Here is a 23,450-nt window from a genome sequence, read left to right as displayed (position 1 = left end):
TTATATCTAATAAAAATGCAACCTCTAAAGATTGCATTTCGTTTCTTTTATATTGACTCTATTTTCTGATAATTATTTTTTGACCAACTTCATTTTTATCTTTAGTGGCTATTTTAACGATATAAATCCCATCACTAAGTCCCGAAGTAGAAAAAGTATAAGAGGGATTTGAACCTAAATCTTTTTTATTGAAAATTAATTTTCCGGCAACATCATATAAATTACAAGAAGCAAGATCCACTAGTAAAGGATTACTAATTGTTAGGTTTTTAGTGGTATTATTTTGATAAACCACTAAACTTTGACGTGATGTTTCGTCAAATCCTAAAGTAGTATTATTTTTAAACGTAATTTCAAACTGTGTGTTGTTTACTCCTGCCGGCAATGTCAAATCATAAAAATCGTTTTTGATATCATGATATAAATCAGTTTTTTTATCGTGTAAATAAACGGCATTGGTACCTGTGAAATTCAACATTCCTTTTACTGTAATCTTAAAATTGGCTTGATCAGTATTTTTAAAACCTATTGGAATTTTTTTATCAATATCAAAATTCACTGCGTTTATAAGATATTCTTCATCATCTATTACAAAGTAAACATCGGCCGGACTATCATCACTGGAAGATATTGCATCCATTGCACGATCAACCCCATCAGTAGCTCCAGGAATAAATGCCAAAACAATTTGACGAATTCCTTGATTGTTCAATAAGGTATTAAATCGTATTTGCGGCGTTGGTGCAGTACTTACCGTTTTATAATCAAATCCGGATACTGATGGGATATCTGACATGTAAGTAGAAGTGGTCTTTGTTTTATTTGAATTTATATTTTTTTCAAATTGAGAATAATTCAAAACATCTTCTTTAACAAAAACCCTGTAGCTGTTTTTCATCTCTACAGTTCCATTTACAAGTCCATCAATCATGAATCCTTGCCCAATAGGAGAAAAACGTCTTTCATAACTTCCTCCTGTACCGGAAGCCGATCCTTCATTTCCAGAACCATCGTACGAATAAAAAGTAGCCGGTACGTATATACCATTAGTAGTAATATCACCTGGAGAAAAAGCACCATATCCGCCTTTGTAATTTGCAATGTAATGAGAATCAACTGTCCCATCCTGTTCCCAGAAATAAGCAATTCCGGTGCAATGTGTTTGTGCAATTAAAAAAGCAGATAAATCTATGGCAGATGGATAGGGATTTCCTGTCAATGTAAATTGCTCAAATGCAACTGGTATAGAAATAGTTCCATCATTTGGCTTACCTCTAAAATCATATCTCTGTTTGCCTCCAGGATTATTTTGAACTCCATTTACTGTAGTTAAATTAGTTCCTGAACTCCCTTTCATCGTAAATCCTTCTCCTGCATTTACACCTGAAGTTGCTCCTACCTGAATCCAATCTGAATAACTGGAAGTGGCGGTTAACTTAAAAATCCAATAAGGTGCAATTGCAAATGGGCTGGCTGTCCCATTATAATTGTTCATTGCCAAAGGTGTTGAATTATTACTATTTGTCAAGTTTACAATATCTTTAAGCTGAGTAATTCCAAAAGCAGTGTTTCCTGCAGTTGCATTACTGCCTCCAACTGGAGAACACCAATAATCAAATTGAAAATTGTTTGTAGTTCCTTCTTGAAAAACAGATAAACTCCCAAGTCCTTTATTTGCTCCGGCTGACGTAGAACCTTGAACCAACTGGGCATCCTTCCTTAAATAGAAATTACTGTTGGCAGCATTTAACTCTAATTGCTGTTTTATAAAAACGACTTCGTTATTCGCAAAAACGTAACTATTAGGACTTATATACATCTGGGCATTGGCACCGTTCTGTAAAAAAAATCCAGTAACAATCAACAATGCTATTTTAAGTAATTTTGAATTCATAAGCTTGCTTATTAAATTTTCATCTAAAATCAGATTTTTTTATGAGACATTTTATTTTAGTAATATTATTTTAATTATAAAAAATGAAATCTCTTGAACTTTAAAAAGGTCTAAAAAAAACATTCTTAATCAAGGATTTTAGTCAAAAAAATCTGTTTTGAGTTAATTTCATTAAAACTACAAAAAAACAGGATAGGAGTCAACATAAATGTCGACAAAAAGTATAAATAATCGACTAAATACATGTTTTTAATGTTTTAAATATGTTATTTCCTATAATTAAAAAATTAAGCAAAAATGATTAAATACTTCAGGATTTTAAATAAAAAGCATTTAACAACCTATAAGTTAATACTGTATAATTGTTTTAGGTCAATAAATACGAGACAGCAAAATGCAATCGAAGGTAACATCAAAATACATTAAGTTCTAAAATGGTTTTGACAAGCACTACTTATTTTTTAAGTATAAATATTTCACAAAACCTAAAAAGGGTCTGCTTTTTAGATATTCAAAATTAGATTCATTAGCGTAAGCTTCTCTTTCAAAACTGATATTACTATAGGCCAAATTGGTGTTTTTATACTGAAACAAGCGAACAAAATATTCTAACAGATACCAAGCAAAAAAAGGTAGTATTAAAAGCTCCAGTTGTTGCCGAAGATGAATTTTTTCATGGTTGATAAAAATAGCATTCTCTTTATCTATACCATATTTTACAAACACAAAAGGAAATACAGTTAGTCCGTGATAGCCTTTAGGAATTAAATATTTAGCAACAATCAGAAACATTCGCTATAAAATTTATAAATTTGTAATAATAAAATGGTTCTATTTAATGAAAAACTCAATCGTTTGAGTTGATTTCATGAATTTTACAATCGAATAATCCCAAATATGATTGACCAAAGTAATGAAAATAAATTAATAGAAGGCGAAGATTTCTATTACACACCTGAAGGCTATAAATGTTTTACTGAAAAACACCATTTAAAACGTGGTTATTGCTGTAAGAGTGGTTGTCGTCATTGTCCTTATGGATTTGATAAAAAAACAGGAACGAATAAAAAGTAAACAGTTTTCAGATAGCAGTTTACAGTATTCAATCACAAAATCAACTAACCCTAAAACATGGATAATCAATCATTAAAGTATAGGATTAAAATATACAAATCCTACCATAGATCGGATATCCGTTATCCATAGTCGTTTTTTTTATTGGCTGTATTCCTTAACTAAAATAAGGAACAAAATGCGAATCGAGTATAAATACAATTCGAAAATGAGTTAATTTGAAGACATAAAAATGTAGAAAACATTGCTATTTCTTTAAATTTTTCAATATTTAAATTTTTCAATAAAAAAACATGACTTTTCAAGAACAAATACAACAAGGAATTCCATCAGTTTTACCAAAACCGAAACCATACGAAATAGACATCAATCACGCTCCAAAACGGAAAGAAATCCTTTCGAACGAAGAGAAAAAACTAGCGTTACGAAACGCCCTACGCTATTTTGAACCACATCACCACGCTGAATTAATAAAAGAATTCTCGGAAGAATTGGAAACGTATGGTCGTATTTATATGTACCGCTTGCGTCCGGATTATAAAATGTACGCAAGACCTATTGCCGAATATCCCGGAAAATGTGAGCAAACCAAAGCCATCATGCTGATGATTCAAAATAATCTCGATTATGCTGTGGCGCAACATCCGCATGAATTGATTACATACGGCGGGAATGGAGCTGTTTTTCAAAACTGGGCACAATATCTTTTGACGATGCAATACTTATCGGAAATGACCGATGAGCAAACCTTGACGATGTATTCCGGACATCCGATGGGATTGTTTCCATCACATAAAGAAGCTCCTAGAGTAGTAGTAACCAACGGAATGGTAATCCCTAATTATTCTAAACCGGACGATTGGGAAAAAATGAATGCATTGGGTGTTTCGCAATACGGACAAATGACTGCCGGAAGTTACATGTACATCGGTCCGCAAGGAATCGTACACGGAACAACCATTACTGTTTTGAATGGTTTTCGTAAAATAAAACGCAGTCCAAAAGGTGGTTTATTTGTAACCTCTGGTTTGGGCGGAATGAGTGGCGCACAGCCGAAAGCCGGAAATATTGCCGGTTGCATCACCGTTTGTGCCGAAGTAAATGCAAAAATAACGCATATTCGCCACAGTCAAGGCTGGATAAACGAAGTGGTTGAAGACATTGATGAGTTGGTGCAACGAGTCGCTTCGGCACAAGCCAATAAAGAAATCGTTTCTATCGGGTATCTAGGAAACGTGGTCGATATTTGGGAAAAATTTGATCAGGAAAATATTCATATTGATTTAGGATCGGATCAAACCTCTTTGCATAATCCTTGGGCTGGAGGCTATTATCCAATTGGTATTTCGTTTGAAGAAGCCAACGAAATGATGGCCAACAATCCAGATTTATTCAAAGAAAAAGTACAGGAAACGTTACGCAGACACACAACTGCAATTAACAAACACACTGCAAAAGGAACCTATTTCTTCGATTATGGAAATGCTTTCTTGCTAGAAGCTTCCCGTGCCGGTGCCGATATTATGGCAGAAAATCATATCGATTTCAGATATCCAAGTTATGTACAGGATATTATGGGACCTATGTGTTTTGATTACGGCTTTGGACCTTTCCGTTGGGTTTGTGCTTCGGGAAAACCGGACGATTTAGCCAAAACAGACGCTATTGCTTGTCAAGTTTTGGAAGAAATGGCAAAAACGGCTCCTGAAGAAATACAGCAGCAAATGCAGGATAACATTCACTGGATAAAAGGTGCTCAGGAAAACAAACTGGTAGTAGGGTCTCAAGCCCGAATTCTTTATGCTGATGCCGAAGGTCGTGTAAAAATTGCCGAAGCTTTTAATCAGGCTATTGCCAAAGGCGAAATTGGAACAGTAGTTTTGGGCAGGGATCACCACGATGTTTCCGGCACGGATTCCCCGTACAGAGAGACTTCTAATATTTATGACGGCTCCCGTTTTACGGCTGATATGGCGATACAAAATGTTATTGGTGACAGCTTTAGAGGTGCCACTTGGGTATCCATTCACAATGGCGGTGGTGTTGGCTGGGGCGAGGTAATTAACGGTGGATTTGGTATGGTTCTTGATGGATCTAAAGAAGCTTCGAGACGTTTAGCATCAATGCTTTTCTGGGATGTCAATAACGGAATATCCAGAAGAAGCTGGGCTAGAAATGACGGAGCACTATTTGCCATAAAAAGAGCGATGGAGACGCAACCTTTATTGAAAGTGACCATCCCTAATATAGTAGCCGACAATTTGTTGGATTTTTAAAAAATTTGAGTGTATCTTTAGTAAACATATAGTAATCAAATAATCACACCATGAAAGCAATAAAATTCCTTCCCGTATTTCTACTTTTCGTAATTGCCTCTTGCAGTTCCGTAAAAGTATATTCAGATTATGATAATAATGTAGATTTCAGTCAATATAAAACGTATGCTTTTCATAAAAAAGGCATCGATCGAGTTGAAATTTCAGAATTGGATAAGAAAAGAATACTTAATGCTATCGACCGAGAACTTAGCAGAAAAGGTATGACCAAAAGTGAAAATCCAGATTTGCTGATTAACATTCTCACCAAAGAAAGAGAAAAAATTGACGTGAACCAATACAATGCCGGTTGGGGTTATGGATGGGGTTACGGATGGAATCCTTATTTCTGGGGAGGACGCAGTACGTATGTTTCGTCTTCAACCGAAGGAACATTGTATATTGATTTAATAGATGCCAAGAAAAAAGAATTGGTTTGGCAAGGAGAAGGAGTTGGATATTTGACTGAAAACCGCAGTGAAAAAGAAAAACAAATCAATGAATTTGTGGCAAAAATTTTAGAACAATTCCCACCTTCGGCTTCAAAAAAATAAACATTTTGATATGATCTTATCAGACAATCTATATATTTGCAGCTCAAACAAAAACAATGAACAACTTAAATAACATTATTATCGCTATTAACATTATTGTAATTCAACAATAATGGCGAGGTGTTATATAAATAAGTAAGCAATATACAATTTATCAAACCTCCCACATCGGGAGGTTTTTTTATATCAAAAAAAAAAATTAAAGACTAGAAAACAACGACCATGAATATATTTAAAGAAGTAGTAGCGGCAAAAAATCAGTTACAAGGAGTGGTTCCTGCTACTCCATTGACAGAAAACCTGAATCTTTCCGATGAATTCGAATCAACCATCCTGTTAAAACGCGAAGATTTACAAATCGTTCGCTCCTACAAAATTAGGGGAGCTTACAACAAAATGATTTCTCTTACAGAACAGGAAAAAAAACAGGGTATTGTTTGTGCCAGCGCAGGGAACCATGCACAAGGAGTGGCCTATTCCTGCAATCTGCTAAAAATAATGGGCAAGATTTACATGCCTAAAACAACGCCTAAGCAAAAAGTAAAACAAGTGCAGTTGTTTGGAAAATCATACGTAGAAATTGTTTTAACAGGAGATACTTTTGATGACGCTTACGCAAAAGCCGTAGCAGATGCAACCCAAAGCAACAAAGCTTTTATTCACCCGTTTGATGACGTAAAAGTCATTGCAGGTCAAGGTACAGTCGGATTAGAAATTTTAGAATCATTTAAGAACCCTATCGATTATGTATTTATCCCTATTGGCGGTGGCGGATTGGCGGCTGGACTTTCGGAGGTTTTTAAACATTTGAGCCCCAATACTAAAATCATTGGTGTAGAGCCCGAAGGTGCACCCTCGATGAAAACGGCTATTGCCAATGGCAAAAACACACCTCTGGAAACCATTGACAAATTTGTGGATGGCGCAGCGGTAAAACAGGTAGGCGACATCACTTTTGAAATTTGCCGTAAAAATTTAGACGATATCATTCTGGTTCCTGAAGGTAAAGTATGCACCACCATTTTGCGATTGTATAACGAAGAAGCCATGGTTGTCGAACCTGCCGGAGCGTTAACCATTGCTGCTTTGGACTTTTATAAAGACCAAATAAAAGGCAAAACCGTAGTCTGCATCGTCAGTGGAAGTAACAATGACATCGAAAGAACTGCCGAAATAAAGGAACGCTCTTTACTGTATGAAGGATTAATGCATTACTTCATGATCCAGTTTCCGCAACGCCCTGGTGCATTAAAGGAATTTGTAAATGATATTTTAGGACCTGATGATGACATTACCTATTTTCAGTTTACCAAAAAGAACAGTCGTGAAGTAGGTCCCGCAGTAGTTGGACTAGAACTAAAAAACAAAAATGACATTTTATCCATTAAATCCCAGATGACGAACAAAGGTTTTGAGTTTAAATACCTCAACGAAAAGCAAGATTTATTTACGCATTTAATTGGGTAAAAGAATTATCCATTTTCAGCATAAAGGCCTACCTTTGCGTAGGCTTTTTTTATACCCAATCATGACAACACTCACGGATATTACCAACTTGGAAGACATCAAATTGCTTGTTGACACTTTTTATTCTAAAGTTCAAAAAGACACCTTTATTGGACCCATATTCAACGAAAAAATAGGCAATAACTGGTCCGAACATTTGGAAAAAATGTATCGTTTCTGGCAAACCATTTTACTCGAAGTACACTCTTATTCCGGAAGTCCGTTTCCACCACACAAACAGTTGCCGGTTACCAAGGAACATTTTGAGCGTTGGATGGAAATTTTCACGGAAACTACTGATAGTTTATTTGCAGGTCCATTGGCCGAAGAAGCAAAACTACGCGCCAAAAATATGGCTGAAATGTTCAACTACAAAATTGAGTATTTCCGCAATGCCGAAAAAAAATAAAATTAACAATCCGTAGTTTTTACAGCAGCTTTTTAATCAATACATCAGTTCACTTTTGCAAATAGTAACACATTCTTTCATGCGTAAACTTTTATTTCTCGTTGTTTTACCAGCCGTTCTTCTTTCTTGCTCCAATTTAAAACAAACCACTGAAAACAAACCAACTCCCAGTTTAAGACTAATCAGTTCGATCGAAATTCCATTTGATGAAACTTTTCAGAATACAAAAGTGGGCGGTTTATCTGGAATCGATTATGATGCAAAAAACGACTTGTATTACTTGATAAGTGATGAAAGATCCCAGACTAATGATTCCCGATTTTACACCGCAAAAATTCGTTTGGTCGAAAATAAATTAGAAAGTATCCATTTCCAAAGTGTTAGTACTTTAAAAAATGAAATCGGAAAAGTGTATGGCAATTGGACCACAACACCAACTACTTCAGCAGATCCAGAAGATATCCGATTCAATCCAAAAACGAACACTTTGGTTTGGAGTAGCGAAGGTGCTCGAGTGATTACTGCAGATAAAGAAGTTTTACAAAATCCATCGATAAATTTCATGGATTTAAAAGGTGATTTTCTTGGCAATGTCACATTATCGGAAAATTTAAAAATGCAGAAACTGGAAAAAGGTCCGAGAAATAATGGAACTTTAGAAGGAATTACTTTTGACAAAAAGTATAAAAAAATCTATACCAACATTGAAGAACCTTTATTTGAAGATGGCGACAAAGCCAATACCAGCATAGGAGGTTTGATTAGATTGTATCAATTTAATGCAAAAACAAAAAAGAACACCGCCCAATACGGGTACCAACTGGAACCCATTGCACATGAGCCCGACCCAAAAGGCTCTTTTGCTGTAAATGGAGTTTCAGCGATACAGTATTATGGTAAAAACCAATTGCTGGTTGTGGAACGTTCCTACTCTACCGGTACGCAAGCTTGCACGATAAAAGTATTTCTTTGTGATTTGAAAAAAGCAACTAATGTAAAAAATTACGCTTCCTTAAAGAATCAGAAATTTGAATTAGCTTCTAAAAAACTCATTCTAAACATGGATAATTTGGGAATTTTTATTGATAATATCGAAGGACTTACTTTTGGACCAAAATTAGCCAATGGCAACCGCTCGATAATTTTTGTTTCGGATAATAATTTTTCAGACAAACAAAAAACGCAGGTTTTGGTATTTGAGTTGGTGAAGTAGTAAATCCAAAAAAATCTATCAATCCACAACTCCCCTAGCCCAGATTGAAATGGAAAGCTTTTTGCGAAAGCCGTTTTGGTTTTTCTTGTTTATAAAAAGCGACCGGAGGAAGCTATTTTATAAACTTTAGAAAAACAAACGGGTTTGCAAAAACTTGCAATGAAAAGCGGGAAATAGCTCCTGAAATTCGTACTTTTGCAGTTGAACTACAACGTTTTCGATATGAACACAACTATAGAAAGTAATCCGTTATTAGACCGATTGCCAAAACACTTAAAGCAATTTATTAAACCTCAGGATTATAGCGATTACACGCCCATAAATCAAGCGGTTTGGCGTTATGTGATGCGCAAAAATGTGGATTATTTATCAAAAGTGGCTCATAGTTCCTACTTGGAAGGTTTGAAAAAAACGGGAATCGAAGTCGACAACATTCCCAGCATGTATGGTATGAACCGTATTCTAACCGAAATTGGTTGGGCTGCTGTAGCGGTTGACGGATTTATTCCGCCAAATGCTTTCATGGAATTTCAGGCATATAATGTCCTTGTAATTGCATCTGATATTCGCCAACTCGAACACATAGAATACACGCCTGCACCGGATATTATTCACGAAGGTGCCGGTCACGCGCCCATTATTGCCAATCCCGAATATGCGGAATACCTGCGTCGTTTTGGTGAGATAGGCTGCAAAGCGATTTCTTCGCACAAAGATTACCAAATGTATGAAGCCATCCGATTGCTTTCTATCTTGAAAGAAGCCGAAGATACCCCACAAGCCGATATTGATGCAGCCGAAAAAGCAGTGGAAGATTTGCAGAATAACATGGGTGAATTATCGGAAATGGCGCAAATCAGAAACCTGCATTGGTGGACCGTGGAATATGGTTTGATTGGAACTATTGACAATCCAAAAATATATGGTGCCGGACTGCTTTCGTCTATTGGGGAAAGTGCCTGGTGCATGACGGATAATGTAAAGAAAATCCCTTACGACCTATCAGCTGCCAACCAGAGTTTTGACATTACTAAACTGCAACCGCAACTTTACGTCACTCCAGATTTTGCTTATTTAAGCTTGGTTTTAGAGGAATTTGCCAATAAAATGGCGTTGCGTACCGGAGGATTATCAGGAATTAATAAATTGATCCATTCAAATGCTTTAGGCACAATTGAATTGAGCACCGGGATTCAAATTTCAGGAGTATTCACCAATGTTATCGAAGAAGAAGGAAAACCCGTTTATATCCAAACAACGGGCAAAACAGCTTTATCATATAGAGAAAAAGAGTTAGTGGGTCATGGAACAATCAAACATACAGAAGGTTTTGGAAGTCCTATTGGAAAACTAAAAGGCATTAATCTTGCCATTGAAGACATGAGTCCTAGAGATTTAAGTGCCTATTCTATTACTGAAAATCAAATTGTAACGCTAGAATTTGAAGGTGATATTACCGTAAAAGGGGAAATTATTACCGGATCGAGAAACCTGCACGGTGAAATTATTCTGATCAGTTTAAAAAATTGTACCGTAACCCATGGAAAAACTATTTTGTTTCAACCGCAATGGGGAATTTACGATATGGCTGTTGGTAAAAAAGTGGTTTCTGCTTTTTCAGGTCCTGCTGATGTGAATAGTTTTGATTTGATTTCACATGTTCCAACAAGTAAAACCATCAAGGCGAAACATACCGCGGAACGTGATGATTTAGAGGTTTTATACCAAACGGTTAGAAATAGTAGAGAAACCAAGGATACAGAAACTTCTGTGGTACCGATTTTTGATAAATTACGTAACAATCATCCAAACGATTGGTTGTTAGCTGTTGAAATCACGGAACTTTTGAAAGACAGAAACGAACCACAATTACTACAGGAAATAATGGCTTATCTTGATCAATTAAAAGAAAAAAGACCCGAAGTAGCCCATTTGATAACTGGAGGTTTGGATTTGATTTTCGATAAAGAGAAAGCTTAAAAAAGGAACCGCAGATTCGCAAATTAGTAGAGTTATCTAAAATCTGTTAATCTGCGGTTCATTTTTTAAATTATAATTTTATTTGCTGACCGAAATCTTTTTCGTTTTCGATTACTTTTCCCTCGTATTGTAATTTCCAACCCATCGTATTGGTCAGAATTAATATTTTAGACAATTCACTTATTAGTCGGTTTTGAGCATTTGTTTTCAAGGACGATTTTTCAATTTTCTTGGCCAAATTCGCTTTTACCGATTTGTTTATTTTATTGTAATCATCACCGGTAAAAGGGTTCAATTTGCTTTGTTCCACATTATAAAACTGAATATCCGGACTTATTTTTATTTCTTCTTTTGGAATACTAATAATTGTGATAGTTTTATTTTTTTCATCGATATCGTATTTCATTTTGTGCAAATCATAAGCCACCGTTACATCAGCATTGACAACAATGAGTGCTTTTTTCTCGAAAGAAATCATGTCTAACAGGTATTTCTGCTGGTTCTTATAGGTTATCACTTCTGAGAAGTGGCCTTCCGTAACCACCAATTTCCCTACGTTTACAATTTGTTGCTGAATGAGATTCGTGTTGTAACTGATATCGTCATCATCGTTTCTCTTAAAGTCGCAAAATTTGAACAATAAAAATATTCCAACTATAATTCCTATTCCAATAAGTATTCTTCTAAGCATAATTAAAATTTCATGAATGAATATTGTGAAACCAATTTAGTGATTTTTTCTTTCAATTTGGATTCGAACTTCAGGTGACTTTCTGAATCAGGGTTAAAAGGTCTGTGAGACAAACTTTTTTGAATATTCTCCACTTCTTCCATCGTAGCAAAAGCAGCCTCAGAAATAAAAGCTTCCTTGAAACGTTTCCAAATATAGTCTATCGCCACTTGATTGGGATGCAACATATCTTCGGCATAAAACCGATAATCCCGAAGTTCATCCATCATGATTTCATAAGAAGGAAAGTATTCAGTGATCAGTTTGCAGTGATCAGAATTCAGAACACTATGAATTGCAGCAATTAAATGCGCTTTACTTACTTGATTTTCGACAAAACCGTCTTTTAAGTGACGTACCGGCGAAACCGTGAAAATGATGTTGCAATCAGGACTTACCGAGTGAATTAATTTGGTTGTCTTTACCAGACTTTCTTTTATCGTTTCAACCGAAAGCAATTCTTTCTGAAACTTCTTTTGTGGCACTTTATGACAATTCGCCACAATAGAATCGCTTTCAATATTTCGATAGACCCATGATGTTCCATATGTGATAATAACATGAGAAGCTTGATGTAATTGCAGTTTTGTTGATTCAAGTATTGTGTTTAAAGATGCTAATAAATCCTCTTTATTTGAATTACTCAAATCCGAATGCACATCAAAACAATGCCATCGTTCGTTATAGAAAAAAACATCTTCTTCCGTGAATAAAGTTGCATGTATAGCTTTATCGATAATTTTCTCCATAGAAACCGGATTAAAAATTATCCCGAAAGGATTTGTGGCGTTTTGAAATTTAAAATATTGGAATTTTTCAGAAATATTTTCTGCAAAACAAGAACCTAAAGAGACAATCTTTGAATTGTAATCTAAAGGATGATTACTTTTAGAAATGGGTATTGGGGTCCTGAATTGCATTTTTATTTTATTTACTACAAATTTGAATAATTTTAGCGAATTAAATACTGTTTCACTCTTTTTTCATTCATCAGACACACTTTAAATTAAAAAACCCTTTCAGAGTTTAATTTGCTGAAAGGGTTGTTATAAAATAAATATTTTCTTAGTAGAAGTATTCTGATTTCAAATAACCGACATTTCCATTAGTAGCAATAGCATTTTCTGAAACCTGTTCCGTTGGGTAATTATCTAAATCGTATTTAAAAGAACTTTTATAAAAATTAGCGGAGGATGTTATTTGATTGTCTTTAGAAACACTTGTAATTACTGTACTTATTAAACTATTATTTGACGAAATTCCTTCATTATATTCCAATAGTTTTTTGTATCCCAATATATTATACAGCGGATTATGCTTAGAATCATAATCAAAACTCACACTATATTTTGACAAAACACCTGATGCGGTATTATCGAATATCCTTTCCTCTTTGATGAGATTTTCGTTTTCAAAATACAATGTTCCGTGAAATTCTTTTGTCTCCTGATTTCCTGAACCAATGGTGAATTTTTGATAAGAAACGGTGTTATCTGTATTATGAATGTAATTTATTCTATAATTACCTAAAGACTCCGCTTCAACCAATTTACCCTCCAGATAACTATATTCAATAGTCTCAATAAGCTGATTTGTTTTATTTAGCGTTACACTTTTTGTGATTAAACCATCCGTGTATGTAAAATCAGTACGTTTCTGAGCTCCTTCAATACTAACTATTTCAGTTCCATTATAAGTAAATAACGTTGTTCCTACAGTACCTTGCGCTGAAGTCTCAACAACCTTCTTTAGCAATTTTGCACTACCGTCAGTATCAGTTGAACACGAATAAAGTGTCAATAAAAAAATTGATAAAACCCAATATATATATTTATTTATTTTCATCATAATAAATCGTGTACTCCTTTACTAAACCTTTTGGGGCTACATCAATCAAACCTAAAAAAATAAAGTAAAAGAGACAATATTCATCGTTACAATCCCTATATTTCGGTTAAACTACTTTTTTTTAACCTCACCATAACCCTACAAATAGTGTATTGAACAAAAAAAATAAACCCTTTTAGAACTTATGTCCTAAAAGGGTTTCTATTATAAAAAATAAATTTGTTTTACTTTACAAACTCTATCGCTTTCTCCAAAGCTTGTTGAATTCCTGCAACATTCTTCCCTCCTGCTGTAGCAAAAAACGGTTGTCCGCCACCACCACCTTGGATAAATTTACCCAATTCGCGAACTACTTGTCCAGCATTTAGGTTTTTCTCCGCTACTAATTCTTTAGAGATATAACAAGTTAACATTGGTTTTTCTTCGTCGGCTGTAGCCAAAACTAGAAATAAGTTATTCCCTAAATTCCCTAATTCATAAGCCAAATCCTTTGCTCCTTCCGGATTCAAATCCACTTGTTTCGCTAGGAATTGTATGCCGTTTATTTCCTGAATTTCAGCGATTAAACTCGCTTTCAAATTTTTGACTTTATCTTTTACCAAAGCCTCAATTTGTTTGGCCAGTTTGGCATTTTCTTCTTGCATCGAATGAACGGCTTTCAAAATATCCTGAGGATTTTTCAATGCTGTTTTTACTTCATTCAATGTGTTTTCATACGAAGCGAAATGTGCTTTAACGGCATCACTTGTAATCGCCTCAATACGACGGATTCCTGCAGCAACCGCTCCTTCTGAAACGATTTTGAAATGCCAGATTTCAGCGGTATTTTTTACGTGGATTCCACCGCATAATTCCATGCTTTCGCCAAATTTAATAGCACGAACCTCATCTCCATATTTTTCTCCAAACAAAGCCATCGCTCCTTCTTGAACTGCTTGCGCAAAAGGAATATTTCTTCTTTCAATTAGTGGCAATTGCTCTTGAATTCTTGTGTTTACAAAATCTTCCACTTGTTGTAATTCAGATTCTGTCATTTTAGCAAAATGAGAAAAGTCAAAACGCAAGTAGTTTGGATTTACCAAGGATCCTTTTTGTTCTACGTGTGTTCCTAAAATACTTCTCAACGCTTGGTGCATTAAGTGCGTAGCCGAGTGATTTCTGGAAGACAGACTTCTCAAATCCTGATTTACTTTAGCTGTAAAACCAGCATTTACATTTTCCGGTAATTTTTTTGCAAAATGCAAAATCAGGTTATTTTCTTTTTTGGTATCGATGATTTCGATAGTTTCATTTGCAGAAAACAAGGTTCCTTTATCACCCACTTGTCCACCACCTTCTGGATAGAATGGCGTATTGTCTAAAACGATTTGGTATAAAATACCGTCCTTTTTACTGTCAACTTTACGGATGCGAGTGATTTTTACGTCACTTTCTGATTGATCGTACCCTACAAATGTTTCTACATTTCCAGGAATTAATACGGACCAATCTTCGGTAGAAACTTCTGATGCGGCACGGGAACGATTTTTTTGTTCTTGCATCGCAGCGTTAAAACCAGCTTCGTCCAGTTCGAATCCTTTTTCTCTAAGAATTAATGCCGTTAAGTCAATTGGAAATCCAAAAGTATCGTATAATTCAAATGCTTTTGCACCTGAAACAGTTGCTCCTTTAGTGTCGGCAACTACATTTTCCAGTAATTGTAATCCTTGGTCTAATGTTCTCAAGAAAGAAGCCTCTTCTTCACGAATCACATTCGTAACCAATTGTTGTTGCGATTTGATTTCCGGGAAAAATTCACCCATTTGATTCGCTAAAACGGCTACCAATTGATTGATGAACGGTTCTTTTGTATTCAAGAAGGTAAATCCGTAACGGATTGCTCGACGCAAAATTCTACGAATTACATAACCAGCACCTGTGTTTGATGGCAATTGTCCGTCAGCAATAGCGAAAGCCACCGCACGAACGTGATCTACCACTACACGAATAGCGATATTGGTTTTGTTTTGCTCTTCGCTGATATTTAAAACTTCGTTTGAAGTGTATTTTAATCCAGTAATTTGTTCTACTTTTTCAATAAGCGGCGTAAAAACATCAGTGTCATAATTAGACGTTTTTCCTTGCAATGCCATACACAAACGCTCAAATCCCATTCCGGTATCAACATGTTGCGCAGGCAATTTTTCTAAAGAACCATCAGCTTTACGATTGAACTCCATAAATACGTTGTTCCAAATTTCTACTACTTGTGGATGGTCATTATTTACTAAACTTTTTCCTGAAACTAAAGCTTTCTCTTCCGCAGAACGAATGTCAACGTGAATTTCTGAACACGGCCCACAAGGTCCTTGATCTCCCATTTCCCAGAAATTGTCTTTCTTGTTTCCAAGAATGATTCGGTCTTCGTCAATCAATTCCTTCCAAATGTCCCAAGCTTCCTGATCGAATGGTACGTTTTCATCTGGATTTCCTTCGAAAACGGAAACGTATAAATTTTCTTTTGGGATTTTATACACTTCTGTCAAAAGTTGCCAAGCCCAGTTGATGGCTTCTTTTTTGAAATAATCACCAAAAGACCAGTTACCAAGCATTTCAAACATGGTGTGGTGGTAGGTATCAAAACCTACATCTTCTAAGTCGTTATGTTTTCCTGAAACACGAAGACATTTTTGTGTATCGGCAATTCTATTGCTTTTTGGCGTGGCGTTACCCAGAAAATATTCTTTGAACTGTGCCATTCCTGAGTTGTTGAACATCAGGGTTGGATCATCCTTAAGAACTATGGGTGCTGATGGAACAATTAAGTGTCCATTTGATGCGAAAAAATCCAGAAATTGTTTACGTACGTCTTGTGATGTCATTTTTATTGTTTGTTCGGTTATTTGTTAATTTGGGTAATCGGCTGTATCGCATAAACGAATAACCAAATGAACAAATCAACATTTTTGCCCCAGATAGCAGTGAAAAGCTTCGAGATTTATAGATTTATTTTTTCTTGAGGTGGCAGAGCGACCGGAGGAAGCTCCTGCTGGCTCATTAGAAAAAAAGATTCATAAACGAGAACTTGTAACGAATAGCTGGAATAGGCACATTATTTTATTTATTATTGAAAAAAGGGTGTAACAAATGAAACATTTATTAAATTTGTTCGTCTAACCTTTTACAGTGTGCAAAAATAGGGTATTTTAAAATATGTCGAAAGTAAAATATTATTACGATTCCGAAAATCTAGCCTATAGAAAAATAAAAACACAAAAAAGAAGAAAATTTGGTGTTATTATTCTGTTTTTATTGGCATCGGCTTTGTTTGGTTTCTTAAGTTTTATTGTTTTATTGAACACTCCTTATTTTGAAACGCCAAAAGACCGTTTGCAAGCGCGTGAAATTGAAAATTTAAGATTGAATTATGCACTGCTGAACAAAAAAATGGATCGGGTAAATGATGTTATTGAAGCTATTGAAGACCGGGATAATAATTTGTACCGTGTGTATTTTAACAAAGCGGCAATCCCTGATTCTATTCGAAAAGCAGGATTACCGGGAAAAAACAGGTATAAAGTATTAGAAGGTTATGACAATTCCCAGTTAGTAATGAATACCACAAAAAGGATTGATGTCCTTAGCAAGGAATTAGCGGTTCAGTCAAAATCATTGGATGCTATTTTGAAATTGGCAGAAGCCAAAAGTGATTTTTTGTCAGCTATTCCAGCTATTCAGCCAGTACGAAATGAAAATTTAAAACAAATGGCATCAGGTTTTGGATACCGGACTGATCCTTTTACAAAAGTAAGAAAAATGCATAAAGGCATGGATTTTACAGCTAAAACAGGATCTCCCATTTATGCCACCGGCGACGGAGTGGTATCAAAAGCAGACAATACCGCCTCAGGATATGGAAATCATATTGTTATTCGGCATGGATTTGGATACGAAACTTTATACGCACATTTGAGCAAATACAAAGCTAGAGCAGGACAACGTGTGAAACGAGGAGATGTCATAGGATATGTAGGGAGCACGGGAAGATCCGAAGGACCGCATTTACATTATGAGGTCCACAAGGGTAATAATGTGGTGAATCCGCTTAATTTTTATTACGGGAATATTTCGGCAGTGGAGTATCTTGCCATTGCACAATTGGCGAATCAGGAGAATCAATCATTAGACTAACACAAAAATAGTGTTCTGTGTTCGGTTGGCAGTGTTCAGATAGAAGAAGAAAAAATAGTGTTCAGTGATTAATTCAACTGGACAAAAAATAAAAAATAGATATGCATATTGAATTATCTAAAGACAAAAGATATTACAGCATTGGCGAAGTAGCCAAAGCATTTGACGTGAATGCATCGCTGATTCGCTTTTGGGACAATGAATTTGATATTCTGAAACCAAAAAAGAACGCTAAAGGCAATCGAATGTTTACTCCGGAAGACATCACTAATTTACAATTGATTTATCATTTAGTAAAAGAAAGAGGTTTTACATTGGAAGGTGCCAAAACACATTTAAAAGAAGGACAAAAGAAAACATTGGATAAGTTTGAAATCATTCGAAAATTAGAAACGATACGCACACAATTAACAAATATAAAAAACGAATTATAATCAACACGACTTCTCACTGATTGAAATTTTTAAACAATTAAATACTAAACTTAAATTAAATAAACATGAAAAGATTTTTGCCTTGGATTATCGGAGCAGTTGTGATTTTTGTAATCTACAGCTGGGTTAAAGGAATTAATAATACCGCAGTAACTTTAAACCAAAATGTAGAACAATCTTGGGGTGATGTTCAAACAGCGTATCAAAGAAGAAATGACCTTATTGGAAATTTAGTAAATACTGTAAAAGGTGCCGCAGATTTCGAAAAAAGTACTTTGACAGCTGTTATTGAAGCACGTTCTAAAGCAACATCAGTAAATGTTGACCCTACAAATATTACTCCGGAACAATTAGCGGAATTCAATAAAGCACAAAGTGGAGTTTCATCAGCATTATCAAGGTTATTAGTAACTGTCGAGGCATATCCTGAATTGAAAGCAAACCAAAATTTCTTAAAATTACAAGATGAATTGGCGAGTACTGAAAATCAAATCCTAACGGCGAGAACTCGTTTCAACGAAGCTGTTAAACCATATAATTCTCATATCAAAACGTTCCCAAATAGCCTATTTGCTGGAATGTTTGGATTCAAAGAGAAAGCATACTTTAATGCAGTTGAAGGTGCAGACAAACCAGTTGAAGTAAAATTCTAATTTAAAAACAATGTCAAAAGTAGAAGATTTTTTAACCAAAGAAGATGAACGAGAAATTGTTGAAGCTATTCGCATGGCTGAAAAAAATACTTCTGGCGAGATAAGAGTTCATATAGAAAAAACAACTTCCATGGATGCGTATGATCGCGCCATGGAAGTTTTTCATGAACTGAAAATGGATGAAACCGAGCTTCAAAATGGTGTTTTAATTTACTTAGCTGTAGAAGACCGCAATTTTGTAATTTGTGGAGATAAAGGCATTAATGATGTAGTTCAAGATGATTTTTGGAATTGCACCCGCGATATTATGGTGGCTGAGTTCAAAAAAGGAGATTTCAAGCAAGGTCTAATTGATGGAATCACCAGAGCCGGAGAACAATTACAGCATTATTTTCCTTGGCTGGAAGGCGATACAAATGAATTATCAAACGAAATATCTAGAGGATAATGCTATTACAAAAAAAGAGTACCCTAATTTCCCTAAAGCTGTTTGTTTGTTTGTTATTCACACAAATTGGCTTTGCGCAATTTACCATTCCTGAAAAACCAACTTTACAAACTTCTGTTTATGATTATGCAAATGTTTTAAGCGCAACAGAAAAAGCACAATTAGAAGAAAAACTGATTAAATATTCTGATTCCACTACAACCCAAATTGTTGTAATTACTGTAGAAAGCCTTAAAGGGGAAGATATAAGTCAATTAGCGACAAAATGGGCACATACTTGGGGTATAGGCCAGGCAAAAGAAGACAACGGTGTCATTATTTTATTGGCTAAAGCCGAAACAAAAATTGCAATAAACCCAGGTTACGGATTAGAAGATCGGTTGACTGCCGGTATTGGGGGAGAAATAATCAGAAACATTATTATTCCGGAATTTAAAGCAGGAAGTTATTACAAAGGACTTGATAAAGGAGCGGATGCTTTATTTGATGTTTTCAAAGGAAAATACAAAGGAGAACGGGTAAAAAAAACCAAAGATAAAGGATTCCCCATTTTACCCTTAATCGTTATTGTAATCATTATACTCGTGCTGATTTCAAGAAACAAAGGTGGTGGTGGAAATTCCGGTAACAGAGGCAGTGGTATAGGACCTAGTTTATTGGATGTTATCATACTAAGTAGCCTTGGAAGAAACAGTGGCGGAGGTGGTTTCGGCGGAGGTTCATCTGGTGGTGGATTTGGTGGCGGTGGTTTCGGCGGTGGATTTGGTGGCGGAGGTTTCTCTGGCGGTGGATCAAGTGGAGATTGGTAGATTTTTAGTATTCAGTGCTCAGTCGCAGTATTCAGTTCCCATCTTGATAAAACAAGTACATCCGAGATTTATAATCAACTTTCAAAAAATTAAAGACTCTTTTAAACATTTGCAGCGTTTAATCTATTCAAAAAAACATAAATCAATCACATTAAATGCTTTCACATAAAGCCAAATATGCCCTAAAAGCTCTGTTATATTTAGCGCAACAAGAAGAAACCCATGTTTCTCGAACTATCGAAATTGCCGAAGCGGCCACTATTCCAAAAAAGTTTTTGGAACAGATTTTATTGGATCTAAAACGAGGCCATTTCGTAGGAAGTAAACAAGGGAAATTTGGCGGTTATTATCTTTTAAAATCTAAAAACGACATTACTTTAGCTGACATTCACAGACTTTTTGATGGCGCTATTGCCCTACTTCCCTGCGCATCACTGAATTTTTACGAACGCTGTTCTGATTGTGCCGACGAATCGGAATGCCTGTTAAGACACGGATTAATTACCATTAGAGAAGAAACTTTAAAAGCAATGGAAGGCATTACTATAGCTTCGTTAGTAAAAAAATAAAAAAATATTTTTTAAACTCTACTAATTTTATAGAATTAATTGTATATTTGCTTCGAATTTAATAAATCATTAATAATCCAAATTTAAACGTATGAAAACGTACCGAAGTAAGTTTGCTTTTTTGAATAGGCAATCCCGAAAAAATGAACTAATTGTAATTGAAAAAAAGAGTTCACAAATGATGTGCATGTGTTAGTAAAAAAATTTAATTTAAATTCTACTAATTACATATACTTAATATAAATGAAAAATTCTATAAAAAATAAACTTACAATAGTATCAGTTTTAACTTTCTCAATATCATTTGCACAAAACATTGAAGGTCTAGTTACAACAAACCAAAACATTCCGTTAGAAGCCGTAAATATTGTAATAAAAGGAACAACCTCTAACACAATTTCAGATTCTAGAGGGAAATTTATAATAGACACCAAAGGAAAACTCCCTCTAACTCTTTTAGCACAATATGTAGGATACAAAACTGCAGAAATAGAAATTACTTCTTTTTCAATACCTTCATTACAAATAACACTTAATGAAGAAAATGCTTTGGTCGAGGTTGTAGTTTCCTCAAGACGCAGAATAGAAAAAGTACAAGATGTGCCAATCGCTATATCAGTAATAACAGGAAAACAGGCAGAACAAACTGGAGCTTTTAACGTAAATCGCATAAAAGAACTTGTTCCATCAGTTCAATTATATTCGTCAAACCCAAGAAATACAGGTATTAATATTCGAAGCCTAGGTTCTCCCTTTGGACTTACAAATGATGGTATCGATCCGGGTGTTGGTTTCTATGTTGATGGTGTTTACTATGCACGTCCAGCAGCAACAACTTTAGATTTTATCGATGTAGAACAAATTGAGATATTACGTGGCCCGCAAGGATCATTGTTTGGCAAAAACACAACTTCGGGAGCCTTTAACATCACAACTCGTAAGCCAAGCTTTACTTCAGGTGCTGACTTTGAAGTGAGTTACGGAAATTATGCATTCCTACAAGCCAAGGCTTCAATTACAGGAGCATTAAGCAAAAAAATAGCAGGTCGTATCTCTTTTTCTGGTACACAGCGTGACGGCTTAATAGATAATGTAGCAACAGGAAAATCTACAAACACCCTCAATAATCAAGGAATCAGAGGACAATTACTTTATACGCCAACAGAAAGAACCAATATTATATTGGCGGCTGATATTACAACGCAACGTCCGGACGGATACGCTCAAGTCGTTGCAGGCGTAGCTCCTACGCAAAGAGCTGCTTACCGTCAGTTTAATGCAATTATTGCCGATTTGAATTATCAACTTCCAAGCTTAAATGCCTTTGATCGTAAAATTGACCACGATACGCCATGGCGTTCTGGACAAGATTTAGGTGGTATATCCCTGAATATTGATACAAAAATTGGAAACGGGACGCTTACCTCAACCACTGCTTGGCGCTTTTGGAATTGGGATCCATCCAATGACAGAGACTTTACAGGATTACAAGTATTGGCAAAATCTCAAAATCCTACCAGACAGACACAAATAACGCAAGAAGTTCGTTATGCTGGTCAGCTTATATCAAAAGTGAGTGGTGTTGTGGGTGTATTTTTTATTGACCAAACATCAAAAACAGACGGTACAGAAGAATCCGGTAATGCGCAATGGCGATTTGCACAAAGTACTCCCAGCGCATTATGGAAAACTCCAGGTCTTTTTGAAGGATACGGAATAAAAACCGATGCCAGTATCAGATCTTCCAGTGCGGCAGTGTTCGGTCAATTAGACTGGGCAATAACAGATCGTTTGCATGTATTACCAGGTTTGCGATACAATTTTGACAAAAAAGATGCAGATTACAGCCGAAAAACATACGGAGGCCTTCAAACTACCGACCCTGCACTACTTGCTTTAAAAAAACTAGTTTATTCTGACCAAGCTTTTACATCAAATACTGATAATACGGACTTTTCTGGAAATTTAACCGTGTCTTTTAAAGCTACTGACAAGATTAATGCGTATACAACTTATGCAAAAAGCTACAAACCAGTTGGTGTGAATGTAGCTGGACTTCCAACTAATTCGTCAGGGCAGCCTTTACTTGATCTTGCGGTAATTAAGCCAGAAAAAGTAAATCATTATGAAATAGGAGTAAAAACATCACCGTTTAAAAACTCAATATTAAATTTGACATTCTTTAATACAGATATCAAAGATTTTCAAACCAATGTTCAAGCTGCCGAATTAGGTGTTAACCGTGGATATCTTGCTAATGCAGATAAAGTACGTGTAAGTGGTGCAGAGCTAGATGCTAGCATTATAGTTAACAATCACCTAACCATAAACGGAGCTGTAACTTATACTGACGGAAAGTATATTAAATTTACAAATGCTCCACTTCCATTAGAAGAAACAGGAGCTTCTGTAGCTTTCAAAGATGTTTCAGGAACTAATTTACCTGGCGCATCAAAATGGGCTGGATCTTTAGGAGGTGAGCTTTCTGACAATGCAAAATTCTTTGGGAATTCAGGAAAAATATTCATTGCCGTTGATTCTTATGCTCGTTCTGAGTTCTCCTCAAGTCCATCTGCTTCAAAATATTTAATAGTTCAGGGTTATGCCTTATTTAATGCTCGTTTAGGTTTCCGTGCAACAGATGGTTTCTCGGTACAATTCTGGGGACGTAACCTTTTAAATAAGGATTACTACGAACAACTATTGCCTGCTGGTGGAAATACAGGACAATATGCTGGTGTAATAGGCGATCAAAGAACGTATGGAATTACATTGAAATATTCATTATAATAGTTCCAAACTGAAATAATCCCATAAAAAAGCGGTTGTGAATCACAACCGCTT

General features: G+C 35.5%; 20 protein-coding genes. 14 read left to right on the top strand and 6 right to left on the bottom strand.

Features of this window, described 5'->3' with window-relative positions; translation table 11 throughout:
* Positions 1-58: 58 nt before the first annotated feature.
* Positions 59-1,894, bottom strand: a complete 1,836-nt coding sequence (locus E0I61_RS07390) for a T9SS type A sorting domain-containing protein (RefSeq protein WP_132070413.1) — start codon at positions 1,892-1,894, stop codon at positions 59-61.
* 450 nt (positions 1,895-2,344) lie between these two features.
* Entirely contained in the window at positions 2,345-2,686 is a 342-nt protein-coding gene (locus tag E0I61_RS07385) for a hypothetical protein (RefSeq protein WP_131992069.1), read from the bottom strand.
* 105 nt (positions 2,687-2,791) lie between these two features.
* Between E0I61_RS07385 and E0I61_RS16275 the strand changes: the two genes are divergently transcribed.
* From E0I61_RS16275 to E0I61_RS07355, 7 genes are all read left to right on the top strand, one after another.
* Positions 2,792-2,968 (top strand): DUF5522 domain-containing protein, encoded by a 177-nt coding sequence (locus E0I61_RS16275; RefSeq protein ID WP_158634650.1) that lies wholly within the window; start codon positions 2,792-2,794, stop codon positions 2,966-2,968.
* Between the two features lie 293 nt (positions 2,969-3,261).
* Positions 3,262-5,244 carry a urocanate hydratase gene (locus tag E0I61_RS07380; RefSeq protein WP_132070411.1) on the top strand — a complete coding sequence of 661 codons (1,983 nt, stop codon included), beginning with the start codon at positions 3,262-3,264 and terminating at the stop codon, positions 5,242-5,244.
* Positions 5,245-5,294: 50 nt separating this feature from the next.
* The gene (locus E0I61_RS07375) at positions 5,295-5,837 is read left to right on the top strand and encodes a DUF4136 domain-containing protein (RefSeq protein ID WP_132070409.1); all 543 of its coding nucleotides are present in this window, start codon (positions 5,295-5,297) and stop codon (positions 5,835-5,837) included.
* 222 nt (positions 5,838-6,059) lie between these two features.
* Positions 6,060-7,304, top strand: a complete 1,245-nt coding sequence (gene ilvA, locus E0I61_RS07370) for a threonine ammonia-lyase IlvA (RefSeq protein WP_132070407.1) — start codon at positions 6,060-6,062, stop codon at positions 7,302-7,304.
* Positions 7,305-7,365: 61 nt separating this feature from the next.
* Positions 7,366-7,752: a group III truncated hemoglobin gene (locus E0I61_RS07365; protein ID WP_132070405.1), complete on the top strand. Its 387-nt coding sequence runs from the start codon at positions 7,366-7,368 to the stop codon at positions 7,750-7,752.
* A gap of 79 nt (positions 7,753-7,831) precedes the next feature.
* Complete coding sequence (locus E0I61_RS07360) at positions 7,832-8,965, top strand: esterase-like activity of phytase family protein (protein WP_132070403.1); 1,134 nt, start codon at positions 7,832-7,834, stop codon at positions 8,963-8,965.
* A 222-nt stretch (positions 8,966-9,187) separates the two neighbouring features.
* Entirely contained in the window at positions 9,188-10,945 is a 1,758-nt protein-coding gene (locus E0I61_RS07355; RefSeq protein WP_132070401.1) for an aromatic amino acid hydroxylase, read from the top strand.
* A 70-nt stretch (positions 10,946-11,015) separates the two neighbouring features.
* On the opposite strand, the gene E0I61_RS07350 is transcribed toward E0I61_RS07355, so the two are convergent.
* From E0I61_RS07350 to alaS, 4 genes are all read right to left on the bottom strand, one after another.
* A complete protein-coding gene (locus E0I61_RS07350) occupies positions 11,016-11,636 on the bottom strand; it encodes a DUF4230 domain-containing protein (protein WP_132070399.1) in 621 nt (206 codons plus the stop codon).
* A 2-nt stretch (positions 11,637-11,638) separates the two neighbouring features.
* The gene (locus E0I61_RS07345; protein WP_132070397.1) at positions 11,639-12,595 is read right to left on the bottom strand and encodes a GSCFA domain-containing protein; all 957 of its coding nucleotides are present in this window, start codon (positions 12,593-12,595) and stop codon (positions 11,639-11,641) included.
* 145 nt (positions 12,596-12,740) lie between these two features.
* Complete coding sequence (locus tag E0I61_RS07340) at positions 12,741-13,523, bottom strand: hypothetical protein (protein ID WP_235832083.1); 783 nt, start codon at positions 13,521-13,523, stop codon at positions 12,741-12,743.
* Between the two features lie 224 nt (positions 13,524-13,747).
* Complete coding sequence (alaS, locus tag E0I61_RS07335) at positions 13,748-16,384, bottom strand: alanine--tRNA ligase (protein WP_132070395.1); 2,637 nt, start codon at positions 16,382-16,384, stop codon at positions 13,748-13,750.
* A gap of 331 nt (positions 16,385-16,715) precedes the next feature.
* Here alaS and E0I61_RS07330 point away from each other — a divergent pair, with 331 nt between their 5' ends.
* From E0I61_RS07330 to E0I61_RS07300, 7 genes are all read left to right on the top strand, one after another.
* Positions 16,716-17,693 carry a M23 family metallopeptidase gene (locus tag E0I61_RS07330; protein WP_132070393.1) on the top strand — a complete coding sequence of 326 codons (978 nt, stop codon included), beginning with the start codon at positions 16,716-16,718 and terminating at the stop codon, positions 17,691-17,693.
* A 101-nt stretch (positions 17,694-17,794) separates the two neighbouring features.
* Entirely contained in the window at positions 17,795-18,127 is a 333-nt protein-coding gene (locus E0I61_RS07325; RefSeq protein WP_091165014.1) for a MerR family transcriptional regulator, read from the top strand.
* A 65-nt stretch (positions 18,128-18,192) separates the two neighbouring features.
* Entirely contained in the window at positions 18,193-18,780 is a 588-nt protein-coding gene (locus E0I61_RS07320) for a LemA family protein (protein WP_131992037.1), read from the top strand.
* Positions 18,781-18,790: 10 nt separating this feature from the next.
* Complete coding sequence (locus E0I61_RS07315; RefSeq protein ID WP_132070390.1) at positions 18,791-19,228, top strand: TPM domain-containing protein; 438 nt, start codon at positions 18,791-18,793, stop codon at positions 19,226-19,228.
* Entirely contained in the window at positions 19,228-20,037 is an 810-nt protein-coding gene (locus E0I61_RS07310; protein WP_131992031.1) for a TPM domain-containing protein, read from the top strand. The genes E0I61_RS07315 and E0I61_RS07310 overlap by 1 nt, the downstream gene beginning before the upstream one ends.
* Before the next feature lie 155 nt (positions 20,038-20,192).
* On the top strand, positions 20,193-20,606 hold the full coding sequence (locus E0I61_RS07305) for an RrF2 family transcriptional regulator (protein WP_131992028.1): 414 nt from the start codon (positions 20,193-20,195) through the stop codon (positions 20,604-20,606).
* Between the two features lie 243 nt (positions 20,607-20,849).
* Positions 20,850-23,396, top strand: a complete 2,547-nt coding sequence (locus tag E0I61_RS07300) for a TonB-dependent receptor (RefSeq protein ID WP_132070388.1) — start codon at positions 20,850-20,852, stop codon at positions 23,394-23,396.
* Positions 23,397-23,450: the final 54 nt, after the last annotated feature.

Source organism: Flavobacterium ranwuense, assembly GCF_004349315.1.
Classification (GTDB): domain Bacteria; phylum Bacteroidota; class Bacteroidia; order Flavobacteriales; family Flavobacteriaceae; genus Flavobacterium; species Flavobacterium ranwuense.
The sequence above is the reverse complement of the archived record's forward strand: the minus strand, read 5'-3'. Positions and strand labels throughout refer to the sequence as shown.